The 24,224-nt window shown below is 71.2% G+C and carries 24 protein-coding genes; 14 read left to right on the top strand and 10 right to left on the bottom strand.

Annotation, left to right across the window (positions count from 1 at the left end):
• Window positions 1-3 precede the first annotated feature (3 nt).
• Complete coding sequence (locus ACIBQX_RS46405) at window positions 4-1,014, top strand: Vms1/Ankzf1 family peptidyl-tRNA hydrolase (protein WP_397016440.1); 1,011 nt, start codon at window positions 4-6, stop codon at window positions 1,012-1,014.
• Here ACIBQX_RS46405 and ACIBQX_RS46400 read toward each other — a convergent pair.
• The 3 genes from ACIBQX_RS46400 to ACIBQX_RS46390 are packed head-to-tail and all read right to left on the bottom strand — an operon-like array spanning window position 1,004 to window position 3,694.
• Window positions 1,004-1,588: a lactate utilization protein C gene (locus ACIBQX_RS46400; protein ID WP_397016438.1), complete on the bottom strand. Its 585-nt coding sequence runs from the start codon at window positions 1,586-1,588 to the stop codon at window positions 1,004-1,006. The two genes, ACIBQX_RS46405 and ACIBQX_RS46400, sit on opposite strands and share 11 nt — an antisense overlap.
• Entirely contained in the window at window positions 1,575-2,966 is a 1,392-nt protein-coding gene (locus ACIBQX_RS46395; protein WP_397016436.1) for a lactate utilization protein B, read from the bottom strand. The genes ACIBQX_RS46400 and ACIBQX_RS46395 overlap by 14 nt, the downstream gene beginning before the upstream one ends.
• Entirely contained in the window at window positions 2,963-3,694 is a 732-nt protein-coding gene (locus ACIBQX_RS46390; protein WP_397016434.1) for a (Fe-S)-binding protein, read from the bottom strand. The genes ACIBQX_RS46395 and ACIBQX_RS46390 overlap by 4 nt, the downstream gene beginning before the upstream one ends.
• 82 nt (window positions 3,695-3,776) lie before the next feature.
• Between ACIBQX_RS46390 and ACIBQX_RS46385 the strand changes: the two genes are divergently transcribed.
• Window positions 3,777-4,466 carry a FadR/GntR family transcriptional regulator gene (locus ACIBQX_RS46385; RefSeq protein WP_397016432.1) on the top strand — a complete coding sequence of 230 codons (690 nt, stop codon included), beginning with the start codon at window positions 3,777-3,779 and terminating at the stop codon, window positions 4,464-4,466.
• Window positions 4,467-4,471: 5 nt separating this feature from the next.
• On the opposite strand, the gene ACIBQX_RS46380 is transcribed toward ACIBQX_RS46385, so the two are convergent.
• Window positions 4,472-5,854 (bottom strand): sulfatase, encoded by a 1,383-nt coding sequence (locus ACIBQX_RS46380; protein ID WP_397016430.1) that lies wholly within the window; start codon window positions 5,852-5,854, stop codon window positions 4,472-4,474.
• A gap of 125 nt (window positions 5,855-5,979) precedes the next feature.
• On the opposite strand from ACIBQX_RS46380, the gene ACIBQX_RS46375 reads away from it, so the two are divergent.
• Window positions 5,980-6,981, top strand: coding sequence for an LLM class F420-dependent oxidoreductase (locus tag ACIBQX_RS46375; RefSeq protein ID WP_397016428.1), 1,002 nt, complete (start codon window positions 5,980-5,982; stop codon window positions 6,979-6,981).
• On the opposite strand, the gene ACIBQX_RS46370 is transcribed toward ACIBQX_RS46375, so the two are convergent.
• On the bottom strand, window positions 6,949-7,806 hold the full coding sequence (locus ACIBQX_RS46370; protein ID WP_397016426.1) for an MBL fold metallo-hydrolase: 858 nt from the start codon (window positions 7,804-7,806) through the stop codon (window positions 6,949-6,951). The two genes, ACIBQX_RS46375 and ACIBQX_RS46370, sit on opposite strands and share 33 nt — an antisense overlap.
• Before the next feature lie 27 nt (window positions 7,807-7,833).
• On the opposite strand from ACIBQX_RS46370, the gene ACIBQX_RS46365 reads away from it, so the two are divergent.
• Window positions 7,834-8,226 carry a MerR family transcriptional regulator gene (locus ACIBQX_RS46365; protein ID WP_397016424.1) on the top strand — a complete coding sequence of 131 codons (393 nt, stop codon included), beginning with the start codon at window positions 7,834-7,836 and terminating at the stop codon, window positions 8,224-8,226.
• A 7-nt stretch (window positions 8,227-8,233) separates the two neighbouring features.
• On the opposite strand, the gene ACIBQX_RS46360 is transcribed toward ACIBQX_RS46365, so the two are convergent.
• Window positions 8,234-10,171 carry an FtsX-like permease family protein gene (locus ACIBQX_RS46360; RefSeq protein WP_397016422.1) on the bottom strand — a complete coding sequence of 646 codons (1,938 nt, stop codon included), beginning with the start codon at window positions 10,169-10,171 and terminating at the stop codon, window positions 8,234-8,236.
• Window positions 10,168-10,845 carry an ABC transporter ATP-binding protein gene (locus ACIBQX_RS46355; RefSeq protein ID WP_397016420.1) on the bottom strand — a complete coding sequence of 226 codons (678 nt, stop codon included), beginning with the start codon at window positions 10,843-10,845 and terminating at the stop codon, window positions 10,168-10,170. Before ACIBQX_RS46355 ends, ACIBQX_RS46360 begins: the two co-directional genes overlap by 4 nt.
• Before the next feature lie 91 nt (window positions 10,846-10,936).
• Between ACIBQX_RS46355 and ACIBQX_RS46350 the strand changes: the two genes are divergently transcribed.
• From ACIBQX_RS46350 to ACIBQX_RS46335, 4 genes are all read left to right on the top strand, one after another.
• Window positions 10,937-11,584, top strand: coding sequence for a response regulator (locus tag ACIBQX_RS46350; RefSeq protein ID WP_397016418.1), 648 nt, complete (start codon window positions 10,937-10,939; stop codon window positions 11,582-11,584).
• Between the two features lie 67 nt (window positions 11,585-11,651).
• Complete coding sequence (locus tag ACIBQX_RS46345) at window positions 11,652-12,341, top strand: DUF4328 domain-containing protein (RefSeq protein ID WP_397016416.1); 690 nt, start codon at window positions 11,652-11,654, stop codon at window positions 12,339-12,341.
• Window positions 12,342-12,459: 118 nt separating this feature from the next.
• Window positions 12,460-12,633 (top strand): hypothetical protein, encoded by a 174-nt coding sequence (locus ACIBQX_RS46340; protein WP_397016414.1) that lies wholly within the window; start codon window positions 12,460-12,462, stop codon window positions 12,631-12,633.
• A complete protein-coding gene (locus ACIBQX_RS46335) occupies window positions 12,630-13,070 on the top strand; it encodes a type II toxin-antitoxin system VapC family toxin (RefSeq protein ID WP_397016412.1) in 441 nt (146 codons plus the stop codon). The genes ACIBQX_RS46340 and ACIBQX_RS46335 overlap by 4 nt, the downstream gene beginning before the upstream one ends.
• A 6-nt stretch (window positions 13,071-13,076) precedes the next feature.
• Here ACIBQX_RS46335 and ACIBQX_RS46330 read toward each other — a convergent pair whose 3' ends face one another.
• The 3 genes from ACIBQX_RS46330 to ACIBQX_RS46320 all read right to left on the bottom strand — a co-directional run bounded on the left by ACIBQX_RS46330 (window position 13,077) and on the right by ACIBQX_RS46320 (window position 17,785).
• Window positions 13,077-16,691, bottom strand: a complete 3,615-nt coding sequence (locus ACIBQX_RS46330; RefSeq protein ID WP_397016630.1) for a DNA polymerase III subunit alpha — start codon at window positions 16,689-16,691, stop codon at window positions 13,077-13,079.
• Window positions 16,691-16,957, bottom strand: coding sequence for a DUF6504 family protein (locus ACIBQX_RS46325; RefSeq protein WP_397016410.1), 267 nt, complete (start codon window positions 16,955-16,957; stop codon window positions 16,691-16,693). Before ACIBQX_RS46325 ends, ACIBQX_RS46330 begins: the two co-directional genes overlap by 1 nt.
• Window positions 16,958-17,038: 81 nt before the next feature.
• Window positions 17,039-17,785 carry a GntR family transcriptional regulator gene (locus tag ACIBQX_RS46320; protein ID WP_397016408.1) on the bottom strand — a complete coding sequence of 249 codons (747 nt, stop codon included), beginning with the start codon at window positions 17,783-17,785 and terminating at the stop codon, window positions 17,039-17,041.
• 109 nt (window positions 17,786-17,894) lie between these two features.
• Here ACIBQX_RS46320 and ACIBQX_RS46315 point away from each other — a divergent pair, with 109 nt between their 5' ends.
• From ACIBQX_RS46315 to ACIBQX_RS46290, 6 genes are all read left to right on the top strand, one after another.
• On the top strand, window positions 17,895-19,046 hold the full coding sequence (locus ACIBQX_RS46315; protein WP_397016406.1) for an ABC transporter substrate-binding protein: 1,152 nt from the start codon (window positions 17,895-17,897) through the stop codon (window positions 19,044-19,046).
• Entirely contained in the window at window positions 19,043-19,864 is an 822-nt protein-coding gene (locus tag ACIBQX_RS46310; RefSeq protein WP_397016404.1) for an ABC transporter permease, read from the top strand. The genes ACIBQX_RS46315 and ACIBQX_RS46310 overlap by 4 nt, the downstream gene beginning before the upstream one ends.
• Window positions 19,852-20,703: an ABC transporter permease gene (locus tag ACIBQX_RS46305; protein WP_397016402.1), complete on the top strand. Its 852-nt coding sequence runs from the start codon at window positions 19,852-19,854 to the stop codon at window positions 20,701-20,703. The genes ACIBQX_RS46310 and ACIBQX_RS46305 overlap by 13 nt, the downstream gene beginning before the upstream one ends.
• Window positions 20,700-21,779 (top strand): ABC transporter ATP-binding protein, encoded by a 1,080-nt coding sequence (locus tag ACIBQX_RS46300; protein ID WP_397016400.1) that lies wholly within the window; start codon window positions 20,700-20,702, stop codon window positions 21,777-21,779. The genes ACIBQX_RS46305 and ACIBQX_RS46300 overlap by 4 nt, the downstream gene beginning before the upstream one ends.
• Before the next feature lie 37 nt (window positions 21,780-21,816).
• A complete protein-coding gene (locus tag ACIBQX_RS46295) occupies window positions 21,817-22,467 on the top strand; it encodes an HAD family hydrolase (protein ID WP_397016398.1) in 651 nt (216 codons plus the stop codon).
• Window positions 22,468-22,579: 112 nt separating this feature from the next.
• On the top strand, window positions 22,580-24,196 hold the full coding sequence (locus ACIBQX_RS46290) for a serine/threonine-protein kinase (protein ID WP_397016396.1): 1,617 nt from the start codon (window positions 22,580-22,582) through the stop codon (window positions 24,194-24,196).
• Window positions 24,197-24,224 lie beyond the last annotated feature (28 nt).

The raw sequence follows: 24,224 nt of genomic DNA, 5'->3' as shown, positions 1-24,224 counted from the left end.
CCTGTGCGGCTCGACTTCATCCGGCCGCTCTACGAGCGCAGTGGACCGTACACGAGCGTGTACGTCGGCGCGCTCACCGAGCGGGACAGGTCGGTGCAGTGGACCAGCCTGCGTGACAAGGCCGAACGGGCCGGCGCGGTGGTGCCGGAGGCCCTGGAGATCGAGGCGCTGCGGCCGGGCCCCGGGCAGGCGCTGTTCGCCACCGCGCACGACGTGGTGCTGGCCGAGAGGCTGGGCGAGCCGCCGCCACCGCTGGTCCACCACTCGCCGCTGCCGCACGTCACGCCCATGCTGATGAAGCGTGGCGAGAACGTCCCGCACCTGCGGGTGGTCGTGGACCACGCGGGGGCGGAGGTGACGGTGTTCGGCGGCGGCTCGCCGCGCAGTGCGACCATCGAGGCCGAGGACTGGCCGCTGCAGAAGACCGCGCAGGGCGGCTGGTCGCAGAAGCGCTATGAGCGAGCCGTTGAGGAGACCTGGGAGAAGAACACGGTGGCCGTCGCGCAGGAGATCGACGAGCAGGTGCGGCGCATCGGCGCGGACCTCGTGCTGGTGGCGGGTGAGGCGCGGTCGCGGTCCATGCTCGGCGACCACCTCGGCACCAAGTCCACCGACCGGATGCTGATGGTGGAGCACGGCCACCGGGGCGATCTCGGCGGGTTCGAGCGTGACGTGGAGGCGGCGCTCGACGACTGGCTCGACCGCAGGCGGGCCGAACTGCTGGATCGGCACCGCGAGCAGGACGGCCCCGTGGGGATCGCGCTGGTCGCCCGCGCCCTGCGCGAGGGCAGGGTGCAGGCACTGCTCCTGCCCGGCGAGCTGGACCGGGAGGTATGGATCGGCGAGGGCGGCACACAGCTGTCCACCGACGAGGGGGAGCTGCGCGACTGGGGCGTCCAGGAACCGGTCACCGAGCGTGCCGACTCGGCCCTGGTCAGGGCGGCGACCATGACGGACGCCGAGCTCTGGTTCACCGGCCAGGTGTCGGACGTCGCGGCCGTGCTCAGGTACTGACGATCACTTCGAGGGTCCTGGGGCCGTGCACGCCCTCGACCCGGTTGAGCTCGATGTCGCTGGTGGCCGACGGGCCGCTGATCCAGGTGAGCGGGCGGGCCGGGTCGAGCCGGGCGACGGCCTCGGGCACACCTCCCACGATCTGCTCGGCCCGCACCACGCACAGGTGGTAGTCGGGCACCAGCGTCTGCGCGCGGCTGCCCTGGCCGGGGCCCGCGTCGAGGACGATCGTGCCGGTCTCGGCAATGGCCACCGCGCAGCCGGTGATGACCCCGTCGGCGGCGTCCAGCTCCGCCAGCGAGCCGCCGGCGGGCTCCGCCTGTCCCGTCCACTGCGGCGGCAGCCCGTCGGGCACCACCATGCGGCGGCCGCGTACCAGCTCAGTGATCTTGTCCGGGACCTCGGCGGCGGGCAGGACGTGCACGATCGCCCGGTAGTCGTCCACCCGCTCGGCGAACAGGCCCACCAGGTCGTCCACCGGAATCCGGGAACGATAGGCGCGGGGGATCTCCACCTCGGGCGCGTCGCGGACGGCCTGCCTGATCCTGCCGAGGATCTCCTCACGGGCGTTCATGACGCTCCCACCAGTCTCTGAAGGATTCTTCCGGGATCTCGGGCAGGTCCCTGGTGTCGGTCCAGGCCGACAGCGGACCCGGCAGCCGCCTGGGGACCAGCTTGCGGAAGCGGGTGGCCAGGCGCTGGGCCTTGCCGAGCCGTACGGAGTCTTCGAGGATCCAGCCCGCGACGCGCATGCCCGCCCGCTCGGCCGGGGCGTGCGGCGCCTTGGCGCGCAGGTGGACGAGCACCTCGGGGATGTCGATCGCCACCGGGCACACGTCGTAGCAGGCGCCGCACAGGCTGGAGGCGTAGGGCAGGGAGGCGTCCAGCTCCGACGACATGCCTCTGAGCTGCGGGGTGAGGATGGCGCCGATCGGGCCCGGATAGACCGAGCCGTACGCGTGGCCGCCCGCGCGCTCGTAGACGGGGCACACGTTCAGGCAGGCCGAGCAGCGGATGCAGCGCAGCGCCTGGCGGCCGACCTCGTCGGCGAGCACGCCGGTGCGGCCGTTGTCGAGCAACACCAGGTGGAAGTCCTGGCCCTCGGTCGCGCCGGTCCACATGCTGGTGTAGGGGTTCATCCGCTCGCCGGTGGAGCTGCGCGGCAGCAGCTGGAGGAAGACCTCCAGGTCGCGCCAGGACGGCACCAGTTTCTCGATGCCCACGACGCTGATCAGGGTCTCGGGCAGCGTCAGGCACATGCGGCCGTTGCCCTCGGACTCCAGCACCACCAGCGTGCCGGTCTCGGCGACCATGAAGTTCGCGCCGGAGATCGCGACCTTGCTCCTGAGGAAGCGTTCGCGCAGGTGGAGCCGGGCAGCCTCGGCGAGCGCGGCGGGCTCGTCGGTGAGGCCGGGCGGGGTCTCGGGCATCTTGTCGAGGAAGATCTCGCGGATCTCGGCCCTGTTGCGGTGGATCGCGGGGACCAGGATGTGACTGGGGAAGTCGTCGCCGAGCTGGACGATCAGCTCCGCCAGGTCGGTCTCGTAGGCGGTGATGCCCTGCTCGGCCAGGGCCTCGTTGAGCTCGATCTCCTGGGTGGCCATCGACTTGACCTTGACCACCTCGGTCTCGCCGGTGGCCTTGACCAGGCCGGCGACGATGCGGTTGGCCTCCGCGGCGTCGCGGGCCCAGTGGACGTGGCCGCCCGCCCGCGTCACGGCCTCCTCCAGCTGGATCAGGTAGCGGTCGAGGTGGCGCAGGGTCTCGTCCTTGATCGCCTTCCCGGCCGCGCGGAGCTCGGTCCAGTCGGGCAGCTCGCTCACGACGTTCGCGCGTTTGCCTCGGATGGTGTGCGTGGCTTTCCGGAGGTTGTACCTGAGCTGCGAGTCTTGTACGGCTTTCGCAGCGTTTTCCGGGAAATTTCCGGGCATGCCGAGGAATGTCCCGCTCATGGGGTCGCCTCCGTGGTCGCGAGGATCTCCGCCAGGTGCATGATCCGCACGCCGGAGCGCTGCCGTTCGAGCGTGCCACCGATGTGCATGAGGCAGGAGTTGTCGGCCGCGCAGAGCACCTCCGCCCCCGTGCCGGTCACGTGGCGCGCCTTGTCGGAGCCCATGGCGGCGGAGACCGCCGGGTTCTTCACCGCGAAGGTGCCGCCGAAGCCGCAGCACTCCTCGGCCCCGGGCAGCGGGACCAACTCCAGGCCGCGTACCTTGCTCAGCAGCCGGGTGGGCCGGTCGCCCAGGCGAAGCCCGCGCAGCGAGTGACACGTCGGGTGATATGTCACCCGGTGCGGGAAATATGCGCCTACGTCGTCGACTTTCAGGACGTCGATCAGGAACTCGGAGAGTTCGTACACCCGGGGCGCGACCTCGGCGATGGCCGCCGCTCCCCTGCTGCCCGGCCGTACCAGCTTGGGATACTGCTCGCGCACCATGGCCGCGCACGACCCGGACGGCGCGACGACCGCGTCGTACCCGGCGAAGACCTCGGTGAAGTGGCGCGCAAGCCGTACGCCCTCTTGGGGATAGCCGGTGTTGACGTGCATCTGCCCGCAGCAGGTCTGCGCGGCCGGAAAGTCGACGTCGCAGCCCAGCCTGCGCAGGAGCGACACGACGGCCTTGCCGGTGCCGGGGAAGAGCGTGTCGTTCACGCACGTGATGAACAGGGCGACTCGCACGCCTCACCTTCCGAGGTATGGTCGGACCACAGTATGGTCAGACCATACCGGATTCGGACCGCATCCGGCCAAGGAGACCCCGTTGACCGTCACCGGCCGCCCGGCCAAGAAGACGCGCACGTTCGAGGACGTGCTCGCCCAGATCGAGCGCCGCATCGTCGAGGACGGCCTCACGGTGGGCGCCCGGCTGCCGGCCGAGCGGCAGCTCGCCGAGCAGCTCGGTGTCGGCCGGTCCTCCGTACGCGAGGCGATGCGCGTGCTGGAGACCCTCGGCGTGGTGTCCTCGCAGGTGGGGCGGGGGCCCGAGGCGGGCGCCATCCTCACCTCCCGGCCGGACAGCGCGCTCACCGACCTGCTCAGGCTGCATCTGGGCATGGCGAGCCTGGAGCTGCGCGAGGTCATCGACACCCGGCTGATGATCGAGCGCTGGGCCGCCGACCGGGCGGCGGCCGCTCGCGCCGACACCTCGGCCCTGGCCGCCGCGCTGGCCTCGATGGGCTCGGCGGGCTCGGCCGAGGAGTTCGTGGAGCACGACACGGCCTTCCACTGCGCCATCGCGGACGCCTCGGGCAACCGGCTGATCGCCGCCATCATGCGCTCGCTGCGGGACTCGATGCGGCGCTACGCGGTGGAGGCGGTGGAGCGGCTCGGTGACACCTCGCTCCTGCAGGCCGACCACGAGCGGATCCTGGCCGCCATCGACGCGGGCGACCCCGGCGCGGCCTCCCGCGCGGTGACCGAGCACCTGGCCCACGCCTACCCGCCTTCCTGAGCACGTCAGCCGGTGGAGTCGGCGGCCCGGCAACTGGCTCCGGAGCAGGTCCGCATGGCCTCCAGGCGGGCCCGCAGGTCGGCCAGCAGCGCCGGGGAGGCGGTCGCCGCCAGGTTGTCGAGCTGGTAGGGATCCGTGAGCAGGTCGTACAACTGCTCCTCGCCCGTCTGATATCTGACATAGGTGTATCTCTGCGTACGCACGGCCCGATAGGGCGGCACCGGCGTCTGGGCGGCCGAGGACCGGTCGGCCGGCCGGGCGAACTCGATCAGGACGTTCTTGCGCCAGTCCGCCGGCCGCTCGCCGCGCAGCACCGGCAGCAGCGACCGCCCCTCCGCGAACGACGGCGGGGTGGCCCCGCCGAGCTCGGCGATCGTGGGCGCGAGGTCCACCGTGGCGCCCATCGGCCCGATCGTGACGTTCTTCGGCACCCCCGGTCCCCGGATGACCATCGGGACCCTGATGGACTCCTCGAACGGCGTGGTCTTGCCCTTCTTGAGGCGGTGGGTGCCCTGGTGGAAGCCGTTGTCGGAGGTGAAGAAGATGTAGGTGTTGTCGAGCTTGCCGGTCTCCTCCAGCGCCTCGACCACGGAGCCGACGAGGTCGTCCACGCCCAGCATGGCCCGCATCCTGTTGCCGTAACGCCGGTCGACGAGCTGGATCTCCCGGTCGGTCAGCGGTGGCCTGGAGCGCAGCCATGCGGGCTCCCGGCTCACGTCCTCCCTGTTGAACGACGGCGTCCTCGGCGCGCGGGCCCCGGGGAACGCGCTGGAGTGCCGTATGGCGGGGTTGGCCGGCAGGTGCGGCGCGACCGGGGAGAGATAGAGGAAGAACGGCGTCCGGCTCCCGGCGATGAAGTCGTGGGCCTTGCCCGCCAGCACGTCCGAGAGGTAGTCCTTCTCCCCCCAGCCGTAGTCGGCCAGCCGCCCGTTCTCGTTGAGCCGGTAGCCGTACTCCCGATAGAGATGCCTGACCGGAACAGCCCATTCGTCCCAGCCCGGCGGCACATAAGTCGCCGGGGCCGCCTTGCCCGGATAGTGGTTGAGATACTTCCCCATCAACGCGGTGCGATATCCGGCGTCCTTCATCCAGCTGCCGATGGTGGAACGTTCCAGACCTTGTTCGTAAAATCTGGCAAAACCGCCTTCTGGCGGGGTGTTCGTCCATACGCCATGGCTGTGCACGTACTGCGAGCGCAGGATCGACGAACGCGACGGACAGCACCAGGAGTTCGTCACGAAGAACCGCTGGAACGAGGTCCCCTCGTCCACCACATGACGCGTGATGTTGGGAAAGTACGGCAACGTACCGTAATCGAGGTCGTCGGCCATGATGAAGACGATGTTCGGCTTGTCCCCCGAGGCCGCCGCGGGCTCGGCCGCCGGCATCAGAAGCAGCAGGACAGAGACGAGACGACACAGACCCTTGAACACAGAGCACACGTCCCCAAAGAATCCGCATTGACACGTGGCCCCACACCAGCCGTAATAGAACTTAATTCGGGAGGTGTCGATTGAAGCTCGGCCTTAACCTCGGCTACTGGCAGCGCAACGCCGACGACGCGACCGACTCGGTGCTCGCCGCCGAACGGCTCGGCTACGACTCGGTGTGGACCGCCGAGGCCTACGGCAGCGACGTCTTCACCCCCCTGGCCTGGTACGGCGCACGCACCTCGCGCATCAAGCTGGGCACGTCGATCGCCCAGATGTCGGCCAGGCCGCCGGTCACCACGGCCATGACCGCGATGACCCTCGACCACCTCACGGGCGGCCGCCTGCTGCTCGGCGTCGGCGCCTCCGGCCCGCAGGTCGTCGAGGGCTGGTACGGCCAGCCGTTCGCCAGGCCGCTGGCCAGGACCCGCGAGTACGTCGAGATCATGCGCAAGGTCTGGCGCCGCGAGGAGCCCGTCACCAACGACGGCCCCCACCACCCGCTGCCCCTGCCCGGCAGCCTCGGCAAGCCGCTCAAGCTCATCACCCACCCGCTGCGCCCCGACATCCCCGTCTACCTGGGCGCCGAGGGCCCCAAGAACGTCGCCCTGGCCGCCGAGCTCGCCCAGGGCTGGCTCCCGCTGTTCGCCTTCCCGTCGAAGATCGAGGAGATGTACGGCGAAGCCCTGGCGCCCAGGAGCCCCGGCTTCGACATCGCCGCCATGGTCATGGTCGTCATCTCCGACGACGTCCGCGCCGCCCTGGACGGCGTCAAGATGATGCTCACCCTCTACATCGGCGGCATGGGCGCCAAGCAGCGCAACTTCCACGCCGACATCATCGGCCGGATGGGCTACGCCGAGGCGGCCGAGCACATCCAGTCGCTCTACCTCGCGGGCCGCAGGGACGAGGCGTTCCGCGCCATCCCCGACGAACTCGCCGACGGCATCTCCCTGGTGGGCCCGCCGGGCCGGATCAAGGAGCGCCTGGAGCTCTGGCACAAGTCCCCGGTCACGTCGCTGCTCGTCATGGGCCCCCGCGACGAGCCCACCCTACGCACCGTCCGCGACCTGGTCCTCGGCTGACAGTGACGCCGGCGATGCCGGCGATGAGCGCTTCCCGGCAGGGCCCGACCCATCGGGCGGCACCAGGTGGGTCCAGCGCTGTCCCGTCGGGAGGTTGACGACCTCGGGCCCGGACGCGACGGCACGCGCCAGGGCCGCCGCGTCCGCGCCGGTGCCGTGGCGGCGGATCACCCGGGCGAGCAGGTCGTCGTCGCCGTGGGCGTCGTGCACCGGCACCAGGACGCGGGCGCCGAGCGCGTTCGTGCCGTCCACCGCCTGCTCGGGGCCCATCACGATCGGCGGGCCGACGACCGCGCGCAGGCCGTTGACGGGCAGCAGCGCCACGTCGACCGGAGGGTGACCGGCGCGATGGCGCCGCAGGAGTTCCGGGTCGCGGACCTCGCCGCCGAAGAAGACGCTGAGCCCGCCGCCGCCGATGACGTAGGCGTTGTGGCGGAACCACAGAGTGCGCCCGGCGGGCGCCGCCTCGATCGACAGACCGGGCGCCGGCTGCCTGAGCTGACCCCACGCCAGGAACTCGGCCTGCTCGAAGCCGATGGCACGGGCCTGCCGAGCCATCCGCGCGCTGCTCACGTACACGGGTGTGGTGGACTTGTGCGGGTAGCGCCGCAGGGCCCGCAGGTCCCAGTGGTTGGGGTAGGAGTGGCTGGCGACGATGGCGGCCAGCGGCGGGAGATCGCCGACGGCCAGGCCGAACGGCTCGCCGGCGTGCAGGTGCCACCGCTCGGTGAAGAACGGGTCGGTGAGGACGGCGTGCCCGCCGATCTCCAGCAGGACGCAGGAGTTGGCCACGCGGGTGACGGCCAGAGGTGATCGGTTGCTCATGCGGTCACGATGAAGGTTAATGTGCACATGAAGTCAAGCGAGATGACCATCGGCGAACTGGCCGGCCGGTTCGGGCTTCCCACGCACGTCCTGCGCCACTGGGAGAGCGTCGGCCTGCTCGCCCCCGCCAGGCAGGACAGCGGCCACCGCCGCTACGGCCAGGCGGAGCTGCGACGGGTGGCGATGATCCACATGGGCAAGGAGGCCGGGCTCGGCCTGCGCGCCCTGCGCCGGCTCCTGTCCACCGACGACCCGATGGACCACGCCGACCTGCTCCGGGGGCACGTCGCCGAGCTGGAACGGCGCATCTCCCAGGCGCAGGCGGCCAAGGACCTCATCGAGCACGCGCTCGCCTGCCCGCTGCCGTTCGACGAGTGCCCCCACGCCCGCGAGCAGATCGACGCCCGCATCCCCTCCTGACCCGGACTCAGTCGGGGCGTGGGGCCGGGTCGGCGGTGACCGAGCGGAGCAGGGGCCTGCTTGCGGCGCCTGCCCCGACCACCCCGGCGAAGCCGATCGCGACGCAGGTCAGCAGCATGATCGACCCGCCGCCGTCCGGGCTGCCGCTCATGAACGGCAGCCCGCAGAACACCCCCACCGCGATCGACCCACCGCCCATCACCGCGAGCGGGATCAGCGTCTCGGTCCTGCGGGCACGGTCGAGCACCGTCAGCGGCGTCCCAGCCAGCCGCAGCAGCCCGTACGTCTGCCGCCGGTCCAGGATCGAGGAGGCCGCGGTGATGCCCGCGCTGGCGATCGCCACCAGGAACGACACCGACAGCACCACCACCGTGCCCGAGCGGATGTCGCCGATGATCTGCACGTTGACGTGCTCAAGGTCGGCTTCGGAAGTGAGGGTGCGCCCGGGGACGAGTCCGGCCAGGGCGGTGCGGACCCGGTCCATGGTCGCCGGGTCGGTGTGGCGGGCCGGGGTCACGGTGACGAGCTTCTCGGCGCGCCGCACGGTGGCGGTGATCCCGGCCTTCGCGAGCCGCTCGCGGGCCTGCTCGGCGACCACCGACGGCCGCCCCTCGGGGACGAGGACGCGCAGCTCGCCTGGTGTCCCGCCGGTGGTGAGCGCGCCCGGGGTGAGCAGGGCGAGGAAGCCCGCGACGAAGCCGGTCATGGCCACGCCGCTCACGGTGCGCCAGGCCGAGCGCGGGTCGTCCACCAGTCTGCGGCCGGCGAGCAGTCCGGCCGGCCTGCGGGCGGTTCCGGCGGTGACGCGGCCGATGATGCCGACCACCCACGGGCCGACCAGGTTGACGCAGAGGAACGCCAGGCCGATCACCACCGCGATGACCGCCACGCCGGTGTCCACGCCCAGCGTGGGGACCACGGCCAGCACCGCGACCAGGGCGAGCACCCTGACCCAGCGCATGGCGGGCGGGGTCTCGCGCTTGGCCACGCCGAGCGGGCTGACGACCACCCGCCTGAGCCCGATCACCGCCGACAGGCCAACCAGCAGGGGCACCGCGACCAGGGTGGCGGCCAGCACCAGCGGGTGCGGCCACAGGTCCGCGGCGAACCAGGGGCCGCCGCTGATCTGGATGCGCGTCAGCAACGGCACGGCCAGCGCGTAGGCGGCGGTCCCGGCCAGCGCGCCGGCGAACGCCACGATCACCGCCTCGGCCACGGTCATGCCGACCACCTGGCCGGGTGTCGCCCCGACCAGGCGTAGCGCTGCCAGCCGCTGGTCCCGCCTGGCCACGGTGAGCCTGGCCGCGGCCCCGCCGAACACCAGCAGCGGCACCACCATGAGCACGCTGGCGATGAGCGCCAGGATCTGGTAGGCGACGGCGTCCTCCGACGGCTTGCCCACCAGGTCGGCCACCGGTGTCGGCGGCCGGCCCGCGGTCCGGGCGGTGCTGCGTGCCGCCGTCATCTCCGGCGCGTCGGGCCGGTGGCCGACGACCGCGACCAGCTCGTCCGGGTGGATCAGCGCCTCCTCGCCGAGCACACCCGTCCGCGCGGGGAAGCGGGCGGCGAGCTGGTCGGCGGGCAGCCGTCCGGCCAGCTCGGCCAGTGCCGGGGAGAGCCATGCCTCGCCCGGCGCGGGGAAGCGGGTCAGCCCTGGCGGCGCGGGCGCCCGGTCCTTCAGCGCGGCCAGATCGACGACCGTGACCTCCTTGCCGCGCACGTGATCGTGGCGCGTCGCCTCGATGGCCACGGCCTGGCCGGTGGCCGCCTGCACCGGGATCCGCCAGGCGCCCTTGTCGGCCCTGGCCTGGAAGGCGAAGTTGGCCGTCACGGCGAACAACAGCAGCATCGTGGACACGGCGACGGCCGCCAGCGTGAGCCAGGTGCCGAGCATGCCTTTGCGGCCGCCGCCCTTGAGCAGCCGCCAGGTCAGGTCGAGGTTCACGCGCGCACCCCGCCCGCCGTCAGCAGGCCGTCGCGGACCTCGACCGTGCGCTCGCACCAGGAGGCCACGTTGGGGTCGTGGGTCACCACGACCAGGCCCGCCCCGTTGCCCCGGGTGGCCTCCACCAGCAGCCGCATCGTCTCGTGGCCGGTCGTCTGGTCGAGCGCGCCCGTCGGCTCGTCGGCGAACACCACCGCCGGTTTGGTCACCAGCGCCCTGGCGATGGCCACCCGCTGCGCCTGCCCACCGGACAGCTCGCCGGGGCGCCGGGTCTCCATGCCGCTCAGGCCGAGGGGTCCGAACCATGCGCGCGCCTGGCGTACGGCCCGGGAACGGGGAACGCCGCCCAGCATCAGCGGGAGCGCGACGTTCTCCTCGGCGAGCAGCTCCGGCAGCAGCTGCCCGAACTGGAAGACGAACCCGAACCGGGTACGGCGCAGCGTGCTGCGCCGGCGCTCGCGCATGTCGTCGATACGCTCGCCGAGCAGGCGGACCTCGCCCCCGTCCGGCTTCATGATCCCCGCCAGGCAGTGCAGCAGCGTGGACTTGCCGGAGCCACTGGGTCCCATGATCGCCACGGCCTCCCCGGCCCGCACCGCGAGGTCCACTCCGCCCAGCGCCACCGTCTGCCCGAACCGTTTGCTCAGGGCCTGTCCAACAAGCACATCGTTCATGCCGCAAAGCCTGGCGGGCGGGCGGGGTGGCGCGGATCGGCTTTGTGACCGGTTCCGCCTCGGCCGAACGGTTGATCCTAGAGTTGGGCCCGTGACTATTCGGGTGCTCATCGCCGACGACCAGCAACTCGTGCGAACCGGCTTTCAGATGATTCTTGATGCCCAACCGGACATGGAGGTCGTGGCGGCCGTCGCCGACGGCGCGGAGGCGGTGTCCGAGGCCCGGCGGCTGCGGCCGGACGTGTGCCTGCTCGACATCAGGATGCCCAGGCTCGACGGGCTGGAGGCGACCCGAGCGCTGGCCGGGCCCGGCGTCGAGGCCCCTATGCGGGTGGTCATCGTCACCACCTTCGACCTGGACGAGTACGTGTACGGCGCGCTGCGGGCAGGCGCGACCGGTTTCCTGCTCAAGGACAGCGGGCCGACACTGCTGGTGGAGGCGGTCAGAGCGGCGGCCGGAGGGGAGTCGCTGGTGTCGCCTTCGGTGACCGTCCGGTTACTTCGGCACCTGGCGCAGCCCAAACGCGGGCCCGCCCCGCTGCCCGAGCCGCTGACGGATCGGGAGCTCGACGTCGTCCGGCTGGTCGCCAAGGGCCGCACCAACCAGGAGGTGGCCGCCGAGCTGTTTGTGTCGCTGTCGACGGTGAAGACGCACCTGGGCAGCGTCTTCACCAAACTGGGCGCCCGCAACCGGGTGGAGATCGCGGCGTGGGCCTGGGAATCGGGCGTCGTCACCTGATTAACAGGGGGACCTGCGGGATACAAGTGAAACAGAACCTCAGCGCATGGCCCGGGGGGAGAACATCGTGCGCTTTGCCCAGGCACCGCCCATCAAAGCCGCCTCTGCCGTCTATGTGACGCTCACCGCCCAGGTCCTCTCCCTCGGTGCCCTCGTGCTCTTCGAGCAGGTGCGCGGAGACCGGCTCGCCACGCAGCTCGCCGAGTTCGGCGGCCGGCCGCACGGCGCCGACGCCGACGCCGTCGTCGGCGCGGTGACCGTCTTCGCCGTGCTGATGATGCTGGCCACGGGCGCCACCGTCGCCGCCGCTGCCGCCTACGTCACCTGGCTGGTGCGCGCCAGGCAGGCCAACGACCCCGAGGCGCCCTCCGCCTCGGTGGCGGGCGCCTGGCTGATCCCCGGCGTCAACCTGGTGGGGCCGGCTCTGCTGGTGCACGAGCTCTGGAAGGGCACCCGCCCGCCGTCCGGCCGGCAAAGCCGCTGGCTCGCCCTGGTGGCGGCATGGTGGCTGAGCTGGCTGGCGACCCTGGCCCTGGCCGTCACCGTGCTCACCCGCGACTCCACCGGCGGCCTCACCGGCGCGGGTCCGGCCGAGCTCGCCTGCGTGACGCTGTCCGCCCTGCTGTGCGCGGCCACCGTACGCGAGATCACCCACCTGCAGCAGCTCGCCAGCACCTCCCCGGGCACCACGGCGGAGCCCCTGAGTCCTCTCCTGACCCCTCTGCCGGACACCGCACCCATCGGCCGCTCAACCTGACCATTTCAGCTTCCCGCAAAGACCTTCTCACTTATTGTCATAGAGCATGAACGAAGAGTCGCGATCCGCGCCCAGCGCGCTCGGGCAGGCCCGAGCCACATCGTCTAGATTGACCCTCATGGACGTGGAGGAGCCCATCGACGTAAAGGCCCTGCAGCGGCGCTTTCCCTGGGTGGGAATTGCGAGCATCGATGAGCCGGACCTTGCCAGTCGCTATCGTGAGATCATGGCGGAGGCTCGGCGGGATCGGATGATCGTTGAGGCCATTGACACCGTCCGGCGAAGTGCATGAGAGCCCTTCTTTGTGACTCGGGGCCGTTGATCGCCACTTTCAACGATCGCGACCGAGAGTTCGCCAGGTGTGCCCGCCTGCTGGCCGAGTGGGACGGGCGCGTGCTCGTACCCGAGCCCGTGCTTGGGGAGGTCTGCAGTTTTCTGCGGAACAACGTTCGCAACGGCCCGACGCTCGAAGTCCAGTTCCTTGAGGCCATGATCACCAAGAGTGGCGACTACGAGATCGTCTCTCCTGTTCAGGAAGATCGCCTTCGAGCCGCTGAGCTGGCCAAGAGGCTTGTGTCCGGTCCTCTGGGTTACGTGGACGGCATCGTCCTGGCAATGGCGGAGCGGCTGAAAATTACCGACATCGCCACCGTCGACTACAAGTTTCTCGGCATGGCGAACCCGGTGAGCCGTCTCCGGCCACTGCGCTGGGTCCTGCAAGAGAGCTGACCTCCCTCAGGCCGCGGTGGGGCCGGAGCTGCCCTGGCTGGCGTGCCAGAGGGCGCGGGGTGGGGTGGTGATGGCCGGGCCGAGGTCGGAGTAGGGCGAGAGCCTGAAGCCGTTGGCGTACTCGATGGCGCGTCCGCCCACGCCGCCGGCGTCGCCGGTGCTCTCGGCGAGCAGGGCGCGGACCGCGTCGGGGCCGCGGGAGCGCCACACCGCGTCGAGGTCCACCAGGTTCCAGCAGTCCAGGGCGCGGATGGAGACCGCCCGGGTGCCGGTGCGCCGGACCACTCCCCTGGCGACCAGGAGCCACGAGCCGAACACCGTCGACGCGCACCGGCCCTGCACCGACTCGAAGAAGGTCAGGTCCACCGGTCCCGTCGAGTCGTCGAGGGTGGCGAAGATGATCCGCTGCCCGGAGCGGATGGCCGGTGTCTGGGTGGCCACCTTGACCCCCGCCACCAGCACTTCGGCGCCGTTGCGCAGGTCGAGGAGGTCCTTGGCGCGGGTCACGCCGAGCGTGTCGAGCAGCTCGTCGTGGAAGCTGATGACGTGGCGGCTGATGTCCATGCCGAGGATCTCCAGCTCGGCCTCGACCATCTCCGTCTCCGTCATCTCGGGCAGCTCACCCGGCGCGATGTGCTCGGCGAATCCCAGCGGCAGCTGCACGGCCGCCAGGCGGCGGTCCTGAACCGGCTTCGGTGTGTAGCGCCTGGAGGTGCGCGGTCCTGACTGGACGCCGCTGGCGGAGGTCCGTTCGAGCACGCCGACCTGGGCGATCAGGTCGCGCCGGGTCAGCTCGCCGGGCCGCCAGCGGTCGCCGCCGCCGGGGCGCAGGTGGTGCAGCGCGTCCAGCCCGCCGACCTGGACGATCCGTTCCAGGGTGGGCCGGGAGGGGCGGGCCCGGTCCCAGAAGTCCGCGAGCGAGGTGTACGGGCGGCCCGCCACCATGCGCTCCACCTCCGCCTCGCTCACCCCCTTGATCGCCGAGAACGGCACGCGCAGCGCGTACCCCTTGCCGATCTCGGAGATCCGGAAGTCCCTGAGCCGCCTGGGCAGGTCGGCCTCGCCCAGCCCGGCGGGGTCGACCCGGACCTGGACGCGCGGGCCGAGCCGCTCCACCCGCCAGTCCTTGGCGGACTTGTTCACGTCCAGCGGGAGGATCTCCACCCCGCACTGCCGGGCCTCGTCGATGATGACGCGCGGCGGGTACATGCCGGGGTCGTGCGTCAGCACCCCGGCGAAGAACGCGGCCGCGTGGTGCCGCTTGAGCCAGGCCGACTGGTAGGTGGGCAGCGCGAACGCCGCCGCGTGCGCCTTGCAGAACCCGAACCCGCCGAACGCGTCGAGCACCTTCCAGGCCCGTTCGACGGCCTCGTCGTCGAACCCGTTCGCCTTGGCCAGCGGCACGAAGTGCTTGCGCACCCGGTCGCGACCCTCCGGGGTGCCGAGGGCGCGCCGCAGCATCTCGGCGAACGACAGGTCCCGGCCCGTCATCACCTCGATGATCCTGAGCACCTGCTCGTGGAAGACCACCACGCCGTGCGTCTCCTTCAGCGCGCCGTGCAGCTTCTCATGCGGATAGTACGGTTTCCGCCAGCCATGCCTGGCCTCCAGGTAGGGGGTGACCATGTCGGAGTTGACCGGCCCCGGCCGGAACAGGGAGATGTCCACGATGAGGTCGTGCATCGTGCGCGGCTCCAGCTTGGCGACCAGCTCCCGCTGGCCGGGCGACTCGATCTGGAAGCAGCCGAGAGTGCGGCCGGAGCAGATCATGTCGTACGTCGCCTGGTCGTCGTGCGGGACGTACTGGACGCCGGGGTCGGCGCCGTTCTGGCCGTCGAGCTTGACCACGACGTCGTCCACCCGCTCGATCTCGGTCAGCGCGTAGGCCAGCGCCGACTGCATCCGCACGCCCAGCACGTCCAGCTTGAGCAGCCCGGACTCCTCCACGTCGTCCTTGTCGAACTGTGACATCGGGAACTCCAGCAGGCTGCGTTCGACGGGGGTGCGGTCGCGCAGCCCGGAGTTGCCGATCAGCACGCCGCACGGGTGCAGCGCGATGTGCCTGGGCAGCCCGTCGAGCTTCTCCGCCAGCCGGAACACCCGGTCGAGCCCGGCCTCGCCGAGCCGGCTCTCGCGCAGCTCTGGCAGGTCGCTCAGCGAGGCGGTGATCTGCTTGGCCCTGATGTGCGGGAACGCCTTGGCGATGGCGTCGATCTCGTGCGGCGGCAGCCCCATGGCCCCGGCCACGTCGCGGATGGCGCTGCGGGCCCGGTAGGTCTCCATCATGGACACGCAGGCGACCCGCGACTCGCCGTACCGGTCGAAGATCGCCTTGTAGCAGTCGAGCCGGCGCGCGGACTCCACGTCCATGTCGATGTCCGGCAGCCCGATGCGTCCTTCGGACAGGAAGCGCTCCATGAGCAGGCCGTGGTCGAGCGGGTTCACCTCGCCGATGCCGATGAGGTAGTTGACCAGGCTGCCCGCTCCCGAGCCGCGGATGGCGCAGCGGATGCCCATCTCGCGGATCATGTCGGTGATGCCGGCCACGGCGATGAAGTATCCGGACAGCCGCTTGCGCTCGATGATGTCCAGCTCGGCGGCGAGGCGCTCCCTGGCGTCGCGGGAGCGCTCCAGGCCGCGCGCGGCCAGCCCGTCCTCGACCCGGTGACGCAGCAGCGGCACCGGGTCGCGGCCGATCTCCGGCAGGTGCAGGTCAGGCGGGTCCTTGCGCAGCGCGAGCAGCTCTCCCGGGTCGAGCGCGCAGGCCTCGGCGAGCTGCCGCGTGGTGTGCAGCAGGCGGCCGATCCGGCCCTCGTCGGAGCCGCAGATCTTGGCGGCCACCTGCCACATCTCCTTGCCGCCCTTGAGGTAGGCGTGCGAGGTGGTGCGCTCCAGGTGGCGCGGGTGCAGCGGGACGAGCTGGCGGGCCGCGTCGAGCACGTCGCCGACCTGGTGGTCGGCCGGGTCCAGGTATCTGACGGCATTGGTGAGCACGGCCGGGACGTCCGCGGACTCGGCCAGGCGGAGCATGCGCAGGGCCGTGGTGGCGTCGTGGAAGCCGTACTGGTCGACCAGCTCCACCACCACGCCGGGCAGCACCGAACGCCACAGGCCGAGCAACATCCTGGCCCGGTCGTCGCGTCTGGCGGCCACCGCGCGCCCCACGTCGGAGCGGGGGCCGAGCAGCACCACCAGCCCGCCGTCGCCGTCGGCGTCCCACTCGCCGATCAGCTCGCGGGTCACCCGCGGCTCACCGCGCTCGCCCGCGTAGTGGGCGGCCGTGACCAAGCGGACCAGCCGCGACCAGCCACGCGACCGCGCCAGCACCGTCACCCGATCCTGAGCCTCAGGCCCCGTCCGCGGCCGCCGCGAACCGGAGCGCGTCCCGGGGCCGGGGTCCGGGGCGGCGAGGGCGAAGTTCACGCCGTACACCGGGGAGATGCCGGCGTCCGCGCACGCCTGCGCGTGCTTGACCGCGCCGTAGAGCCCGTCGCGGTCGGTCAGCGCCAGGATGTCCATCCCGTGCTCGACCGCCCGCGACACCAGCGCGCGCGGGAAGGCGGTGCCGTAGCGCATCGAGTAGGCGGAGCTCACGTTCAGGTGCGGGAACGGCGGCGCCATCAGTCCCACGCCCTCATGAGCAGCCAGCCGCTGCCGGCGGTGTCGAATCTCAGTTCGTACGAGCCGACCTCGCGACCCGGGCTGGCCTCGACCCGCCAGAACCGGCGCTCACCGGGATCGCCCTCGCCGGTCTTCCACCACTCGCGCGCGACCACCCAGTGGTCGAGGACGCGGCGGACGAGATAGAGGCGGTCGCGCCAGACGAACTGGGTCGGCTCCCCGTCCCTGGTCCACACCTCTATCGGATCGCCATAGAGTCTGCTCAAGACGCTTCTCCCCGGGGCTCTGGTCGGATGCTGACCCACCCGGGGGAAGACGGGTGCTTGCTATGTCTCGAACATATGTTCTTACGGACCGAAACGCAAGTCGCCCGCTCGCCGGACGAGAGGGTTGGCGCCCAGCGAGTTGCGGATGCTGAAGGCCACGCTGCCCGCCCGGTAACGGTCGTCGGAGCACTCCACGGGCCGGCCCTCGTAGGTGGTGGTGATCCGGCGCTGGCGCAGCAGGGGGCTGCCGCGCCGCACTCCGAGCAGGCGCGCGTCCTGCGCGCCCGCCGGGACCGCGTCGATGAGGTGCTCGCCGTAGGCGAACACCAGCGCGGCCGACTCGTAGAGCGCCTCGGTGACCGACTCGCAGTCCGGCGGCAGCGCCTCGACCGCGGGGGCGATCCAGCTCGCGTACGCCGTCCGCTCGACCAGCACCGGCTCGCCCTCCAGCGACCGCAGCCGCAGCACGTCGAGCACCTCGTCCGGGCCGAGCCGGGCGGCCTCGGCCGCGTTCGGCGGCCGGCGGTGCTGGCGGATCACCTGACCGTCGAACCGGTAGCCGTTGGCGCGCGCCCACTGGGCGAAGCTGTGCAGCTCGGCGAAGCTCTGGCTGCGCGCGTTGCCGAGGACGATGCGCCTGGCTCCCTGCCGGGATCCCACCAGGCCCTCGGCCACCAGCACGGCGACCGCCTGCCGCACGGTCCCCCTGGCCGCGCCGTGCCGCTCGGCCAGCTCCGCCTCGGACGGAAGCTGCGCGCCGACCGGGTGGACGCCGGTGAGGATCTCGTCGCGCAGCTCATCGGCTATCCGCTCATAGCGCGCCACCATGGTGACCCTCCCAGTTCACGAAAGAGCAATGTATATGCGACTTACTGGGGCTCGCTTGTTTGTACAAGTTCCCTTAAATTCTTCCCACACCCCCGGAGTGGAGGCCTACGTGTTCACACCTCGCGCTCGTGCGGCAGGCGTCATCGCCGCCCTTACCGTAGTCACCGCGGCGTGCGGCGCCGCGCCAGGCACCCAGCAGACGTCGACGGCGGAAGGCGGCGTGAACGCGCGCACCGCCACCTCCGCCGCCGACTTCGGCGGTCTCGACAAGCTCGTCGAGGCGGCCAAGAAGGAGGGCAACCTCCACGTCATCGCGCTCCCGCCCGACTGGGCCAACTACGGCGAGATCATCAAGTCGTTCGAGGCGAAGTACGGCATCAAGATCGAGAGCGAGGACCCCGACGCGGCCAGCGCCGACGAGATCAACGCCGTCAAGACCCGCAAGGGCCAGGACCGCGCCCCCGACGTGCTCGACCTCGGCCAGTCCTTCGCGATCAGCGGTGCCGCCGAGGGCCTGTTCGCGCCGTACAAGGTGCAGACCTTCGACAAGATCCCCGAAGGCCAGAAGGAGCCCACCGGGCTCTGGACCAACGACTACGGCGGCTACATCTCGATCGGCTGCGACGCCAAGAAGATCGCCGCCTGCCCGACGAGCTTCGCCGACCTGCTCAAGCCCGAGTACAAGGGCAAGGTCGCGCTGAACGGCAACCCCACCAAGTCCGGCTCGGCCTTCGCCGGCGTCTACGCCGCCTCGATCGCCAACGGCGGCTCTTTCGACGACATCCAGCCCGGCCTGGACTTCTTCAAGAAGCTGAAGGAGGCGGGCAACTTCAACCCGGTCGAGACCACCCCGGCGACGATCGAGAAGGGCGAGACCCAGATCAGCATCGACTGGGACTACAACAACGCCGCCTACGCCCCCCAGATGGCCGCCAAGGGCCTCGACTGGCAGGTGAACGTGCCCAGCGACGGCAAGTACTTCCAGATGTACGCCCAGGCCATCAACAAGGACGCCCCGCACCCGGCCGCCGCCCGCCTGTGGCAGGAGTACCTCTACAGCCCCGAAGGCCAGAACCTCTACCTGAAGGGCTTCGCCAGGCCGGTCCTGCTGCCCGTGATGGAGGCCGACGGCACCGTGGACAAGGCCGCCGCCGAGGCGCTCCCCAAGGTGGACGGCACGCCGACCTTCCCCACGACCGAGCAGGTCGACGCGGCCAAGGCCAAGCTGGCCGGCGGCTGGGACGCCGCGATCTCCGGATGACCAGGCCCAAGGGGTGGCTCGGCGCGCTGCCCCTGCTCGCTTTCTACGCCGTCGTCTTCGGCCTCCCCCTGGTGGCCCTGCTGGTGGGCGCATTCACCTCGCAGGGCCGGCCGACGCTGGCGAACGTCCGCCAGAGCCTGGAGGGCGGCAACCTCACCTCGATCGCCGGCAGCGTCCAGGTGTCGGCCGTGGTGGCGCTGCTCGGGGCCGTGCTCGGCACGTTCCTCGCCTACGCCGTGGTCACCTCCAGGTTCGCGGCGCTGCGCCACTCGGTGCTGACGGCGTCCGGCGTGCTGGCCAACTTCGGCGGCGTCCCGCTGGCCTTCTTCTGGGTGGCCACGCTGGGCAACTCCGGCGTGGTCAGCGGGCTGCTGGGGCTCCCCACCGGCGCCCTGTACACCTTCTGGGGCCTGGTCGTGGTCTACCTGTACTTCTCGGTCCCGCTGATGGTGCTGGTCATGGCGCCGGCGCTGGACGGGCTGCGGCCGCAGTGGCGGGAGGCGGCGGCCAACAACGGAGCCACCTCCTGGCACTACTGGCGTTACGTCGGTCTGCCCGTGCTGACGCCGGCCCTGCTCGGCGGCGTGGTGCTGCTGTTCGGCGGCGCGTTCGCCGCCTACGCCACGGCGGCGGCCATGGGCGCGGGCACCGTCGTGCCGCTGGTCACGCTCAAGATCGCGAACGCGCTGACCAGCGACGTGCTGATCGGCCAGGAGAACGTCGCGCTCGCGCTCAGCCTCGACATGATCGTGATCGCCGGTCTGGTGATGGCCGTCTACCTGCCGCTGCAGAGGAGGAGCACCCGATGGCTGCGGTGACGGGCCTGGAGCAGCCGCTGGTGACCGCCTCGCCCCGGACCGCCCGGCCGCGCGCCTGGCGGGCCGTGGTCCTGGCGCTGGCCGCGCTCTACTTCCTGGTGCCCCTCGGCGCCTCCCTCTGGTACACCATCTACACCCCCACCACCGGGGTGTCGTTCGAGGCCTATGGCGAGCTGCTCACGGCCGAGGGCTTCGCCTCCAGCCTGGCGCTCTCCCTGGGGCTCGGGCTCGCGACCATCGTGCTGGTCCTGCTGCTGACGCTCCCGGCGATGCTGGCCGTACGGCTCAGCGCGCCGCGGCTGCGGCCGGTGATGGAGGTGCTGTGCACGCTGCCGCTGGTGGTGCCCCCGATCACGTTCGTGGCCGGGCTCGGCACCTCGCTGCGCACCGGGGCCGAGGTGCTTGCGCCGACCCCGTTCTGGGCCACGCTCATCGCGGTCCAGGACCCGGCCTTCCCGATTGTCCTCGTGCTGGCGTACGTCGTGCTGGTGCTGCCGTTCGTCTACCGGTCGCTGGACGCCGGGCTGCGCACCATGGACGTGCGGACGCTCGTGGAGGCGGCCCGCAACCTGGGCGCTTCGTGGCCGTACGTGCTGTTCCGGGTGATCGTGCCCAACCTGCGCTCGGCCCTGGCCAGCGCCTCGTTCCTGACGCTCGCCCTGGTCTTCGGCGAGTTCACCGTGGCCAGGCTGCTCGGCTATCAGCCGTTCGCGGTGTGGATCGTGACGATCTCCGGCTCCAGGGGCCAGGTGTCGGTCGCGGTCTCGATCCTCAGCCTGCTGCTCATCTGGCTGCTGCTGCTCGCGGTCTCCAGCGCCTTCGGTAGGGAGAAGAAATGACGTCCAAGGTGGAGTTCCGCGGCCTGCGGCGGCTCTTCGGCAAGACGGTCGCGCTGGACGGCCTCGACCTGACCATCGAGCCCGGCGAGTTCGTCGCGCTGCTCGGCCCGTCGGGCTGCGGCAAGACGACGGCGCTGCGATGCGTGGCCGGGTTCGAACGGCCCGACTCCGGGGCCGTGCTCGTCGACGGCAAGGACATCACCGACGTCCCCGCCAACAAGCGCGACGCCGGCATGGTCTTCCAGTCCTACTCCCTCTTCCCCAACCTCAACGCCCGCGACAACGTCGCCTTCGGCCTGCGGGTCCGCCGCGTGCCGGTGGCGGTGCGCCGGGCCAAGGCCGACGAGCTGCTGGAGCTGGTCGGCCTGCCCGCGCACGCCGACCGCTTCCCGCACCAGCTCTCCGGCGGCCAGCAGCAGCGCGTCGCGCTGGCCCGCGCGCTCGCCCTGGAGCCGCGCGTGCTGCTGCTGGACGAGCCGCTGTCCGCGCTCGACGCGAAGGTACGGGTCGCGCTGCGGGAGGAGATCCGCCGCCTCCAGCTCGACCTCGGCATCACCACCATCTTCGTCACCCACGACCAGGAGGAGGCCCTGTCGATCGCCGACCGGGTCGCGGTGCTGCGCGACGGGCGGCTGGAGCAGGTCGGGGCGCCCGCCGAGGTGTACGACCGGCCCGCCACGCCGTTCGTGGCCGAGTTCGTCGGCACCATGAACCACCTGGCCGGTCAGGCCGCGCCGGAGGGCACCGTCACGGTGCTCGGCCACACCCTGCCCATCGACGGGCCCTCCCCCGACAGCCCCGAGGTGGACGTCCTCATCCGTCCCGAGGCCGTCCAGGTCACGCCCGCCGAGGACGGCGAGGCCGAGGTGCTGGTCGCGTCGTTCCGCGGCTCGTCCGTCCGGCTGCGGCTGGCCCTGGCGGGCGGCGAGGTCCTCGCCGACGTGCCGGGCCACGAGGCGGTACGGCTCGCGGCCGGCACCCGGGTGGCGGTGCGCCTGGTGGAACGGCCGGTCCTGGTGGCGCCCCGCACCGTCACGGTCACCGCCCCCGTCACCGAACCCGCCGATGCCGTCTGACCTGCCTGCTGGTGGGCCGTCTTGTGGTCTCCAGGCGGTGCTGTTCGACCTGGACGGCACCCTGGTGGACAGCGAGCCGCACTGGTGGCAGGCCACGGTGTCGGTGGCGCGCACGCTCGGCGTCGAACTGGGCCCCGCCGACACACCGCACGTCCTCGGCCGCACGGTCGAGGACACGGCCGCCCACCTCCTGTCCGCCGCTCGGTCCGCCGATCCCGCCCCGCCCCCTCGGCTCCCCGAACGCTCCGCGACCGCCCGGCCCACCGCCGACCTGATCCGCCTCCTCACCGAGTCGTTCGCCCAGCGCGTCGAGCAGGGCGTGGAGCTCATGCCGGGCGCGACGGACCTGCTGCGCGAGCTCGGCGCCGCCCACCTGCCCACCGCCCTGGTCACCGCCTCCCCGCGCAGTATCGTGGACCTGGTGCTGCCGAGGCTCGGGCACCGTTTCGCGCAGGTCGTCGCGGCCGAGGACACCACGCGCGGCAAGCCGTACCCGGACCCTTATCTGGAGGCGGCGCGGCGGCTCGGCGCCGACCCGAGCCACTGCGTGGCCATCGAGGACAGCCCCACAGGCGTCACCGCCGCCACGTCGGCGGGCTGCCGCGTCCTGGTGGTCCACCCCGAGCACGGCCTGCCGACCCTGCGCGACATCCGCGACAGCAAGCCCCGCCCGCCCAAGGACGGCTGACACTATCTTCGTGATCTTCAGCGCCCGGCGAGGGGCGGAATCCGTCAACCAACGCTTGGCTGATTGTGGAGGTCATACGTCAGGCAGGCAGAAATAGGTAAGCTTGCGCGCCGTGAGCGGTGAAACATCCCACATCGGGCGCTACAGGCTGCTGCGAGTGCTGGGCCAGGGTGGGATGGGCACGGTTCATCTCGCCGAGGATTCTTCCGGGCAACAGGTCGCGATCAAGGTGATCAATCCGGAGTTCAGCCAGCATGAGCAGTTTCGCATGCGTTTTCGCAGGGAGGCCGACGCTGCGCGGCGGGTGCGGCGGTTCTGTACGGCCGCGGTGCTGGAGGCCGCGCTCGACGGTGGGCAGCTCTATGTCGTCACGGAGTACGTACCGGGTCCCAATCTTGAGCAGGCCGTACAGCAGTCCGGGCCGTTGCGCGGGTCCAGTCTGGACGCGCTGGCCGTCAGCGTGGCGACGGCGCTCACCGCGATCCACGGCGCCGGGGTGGTGCACCGCGATCTGAAGCCGTCCAACGTGCTGCTCTCGCCTGTCGGGCCGCGGGTGATCGACTTCGGCATCGCGCGGGCGCTCGACACCCTCGGCGGCGTCACCGGCACCGGCGAGCTCATCGGGACGCCTCGGTACATGGCTCCTGAGGTTCTGCGCGGGGAGCCGGTGTCGCCCGCTTGCGACGTGTTCTCGTGGGGGTGTCTGATCGCGTACGCCGCCAGTGGGCGCTCGCCGTTCCCCGGGGAGACGCTGCCGGCGATCGTCTACCAGGTGCTCAACACCGAGCCGAACCTCGACGACGTCGAGCCTGGGCTGCGGGAGCTCGTCATGGCGGCGCTGCACAAGGACCCGGCCACGCGGCCGACCGCGCAGCAGCTGCTCGACCACCTCGTGGGGCGGTCGGCGGCGCCCGAGCAGGCCGCCCAGACGGTGCAGGTGGCCTGGCAGAAGGCGACCACGCCGGTGTTCGAGGCGGCACCGCGCAAGCACCGGGGCAGGCTCTTCGCGGGGATCGCGGTGGCGGCTGCCCTTGTCGTGGCCGTCGCGACGACGGCCTGGGCGATGCTGTCCTCCAGCGGGCCGCCCGACCTCGCTGTCCTCTACCGGGAGGACTTCACCCAGACCACCGGCGGCTGGAACGGCACCTACGACCCGAACGCCTCCACCAGCTACGGCTACCGCACCGACGGCACGTACGGGCTGGATGTGGAGACGGACTACGAGGAGCGCTGGGCGGAGGCCGCCATCCCGTTCCTCGTCGAGAAACCCACCACCACGCCGGAGCCGTCCGCCACGCCTACGCCGATGCTGCCGGAGACGGTGCTCGTGGCGGTCAGTGCTGAGGTGAAGCAGGTTACGGGGTCCGGGGAATACGGGGTTTACTGTCATGCGGCGGATGACAAGAGTTATTACGAGTTCGGGTTGGACACCGGCGGTAATGCTCGGATTCGGCGAATCTATGACGGGGCGGGCGGGACGCTCACCCAGCCGGTGAAGGTTGGGGAGTTGAAGGGGAAAGTGCGGATCGAGGCTGCTTGCGAGCAGACGGGGCCGGCTGTGCGGTTGACCATGTGGGTGAATGGGGAGCGGGTGCAGCAGGCTGATGATCCGAATGGGATCGGGAATGGCGAGGTGGGGTTGTTCGCCCGTACGCCCAAGGACAGTGAGTCGGTTTTGAAGACGACCTGGGATGACTTCGAGTTGCGGGGGAAGCTGGAGCAGCCATAGGTCAGGCTTCGACCCCTATCACGCTCGA

The organism is Nonomuraea sp. NPDC049714, from assembly GCF_044465295.1.
Taxonomy (GTDB): Bacteria; Actinomycetota; Actinomycetes; order Streptosporangiales; family Streptosporangiaceae; genus Nonomuraea.
The sequence above is the reverse complement of the archived record's forward strand: the minus strand, read 5'-3'. Positions and strand labels throughout refer to the sequence as shown.

Bases quoted from the DNA above. Each gene is read 5' to 3' on its own strand.
- ACIBQX_RS46300 (WP_397016400.1), top strand. From the start codon at position 20,700: ATGACGTCCAAGGTGGAGTTCCGCGGCCTGCGGCGGCTCTTCGGCAAG.
- ACIBQX_RS46355 (WP_397016420.1), bottom strand. From the start codon at position 10,845: ATGAACGATGTGCTTGTTGGACAGGCCCTGAGCAAACGGTTCGGGCAG.
- ACIBQX_RS46330 (WP_397016630.1), bottom strand. From the start codon at position 16,691: ATGGCGCCGCCGTTCCCGCACCTGAACGTGAGCTCCGCCTACTCGATG.
- ACIBQX_RS46340 (WP_397016414.1), top strand. From the start codon at position 12,460: ATGGACGTGGAGGAGCCCATCGACGTAAAGGCCCTGCAGCGGCGCTTT.
- ACIBQX_RS46365 (WP_397016424.1), top strand. From the start codon at position 7,834: ATGAAGTCAAGCGAGATGACCATCGGCGAACTGGCCGGCCGGTTCGGG.
- ACIBQX_RS46320 (WP_397016408.1), bottom strand. From the start codon at position 17,785: ATGGTGGCGCGCTATGAGCGGATAGCCGATGAGCTGCGCGACGAGATC.
- ACIBQX_RS46305 (WP_397016402.1), top strand. From the start codon at position 19,852: ATGGCTGCGGTGACGGGCCTGGAGCAGCCGCTGGTGACCGCCTCGCCC.
- ACIBQX_RS46380 (WP_397016430.1), bottom strand. From the start codon at position 5,854: ATGCCGGCGGCCGAGCCCGCGGCGGCCTCGGGGGACAAGCCGAACATC.
- ACIBQX_RS46395 (WP_397016436.1), bottom strand. From the start codon at position 2,966: ATGAGCGGGACATTCCTCGGCATGCCCGGAAATTTCCCGGAAAACGCT.
- ACIBQX_RS46370 (WP_397016426.1), bottom strand. From the start codon at position 7,806: ATGAGCAACCGATCACCTCTGGCCGTCACCCGCGTGGCCAACTCCTGC.
- ACIBQX_RS46335 (WP_397016412.1), top strand. From the start codon at position 12,630: ATGAGAGCCCTTCTTTGTGACTCGGGGCCGTTGATCGCCACTTTCAAC.
- ACIBQX_RS46400 (WP_397016438.1), bottom strand. From the start codon at position 1,588: ATGAACGCCCGTGAGGAGATCCTCGGCAGGATCAGGCAGGCCGTCCGC.
- ACIBQX_RS46310 (WP_397016404.1), top strand. From the start codon at position 19,043: ATGACCAGGCCCAAGGGGTGGCTCGGCGCGCTGCCCCTGCTCGCTTTC.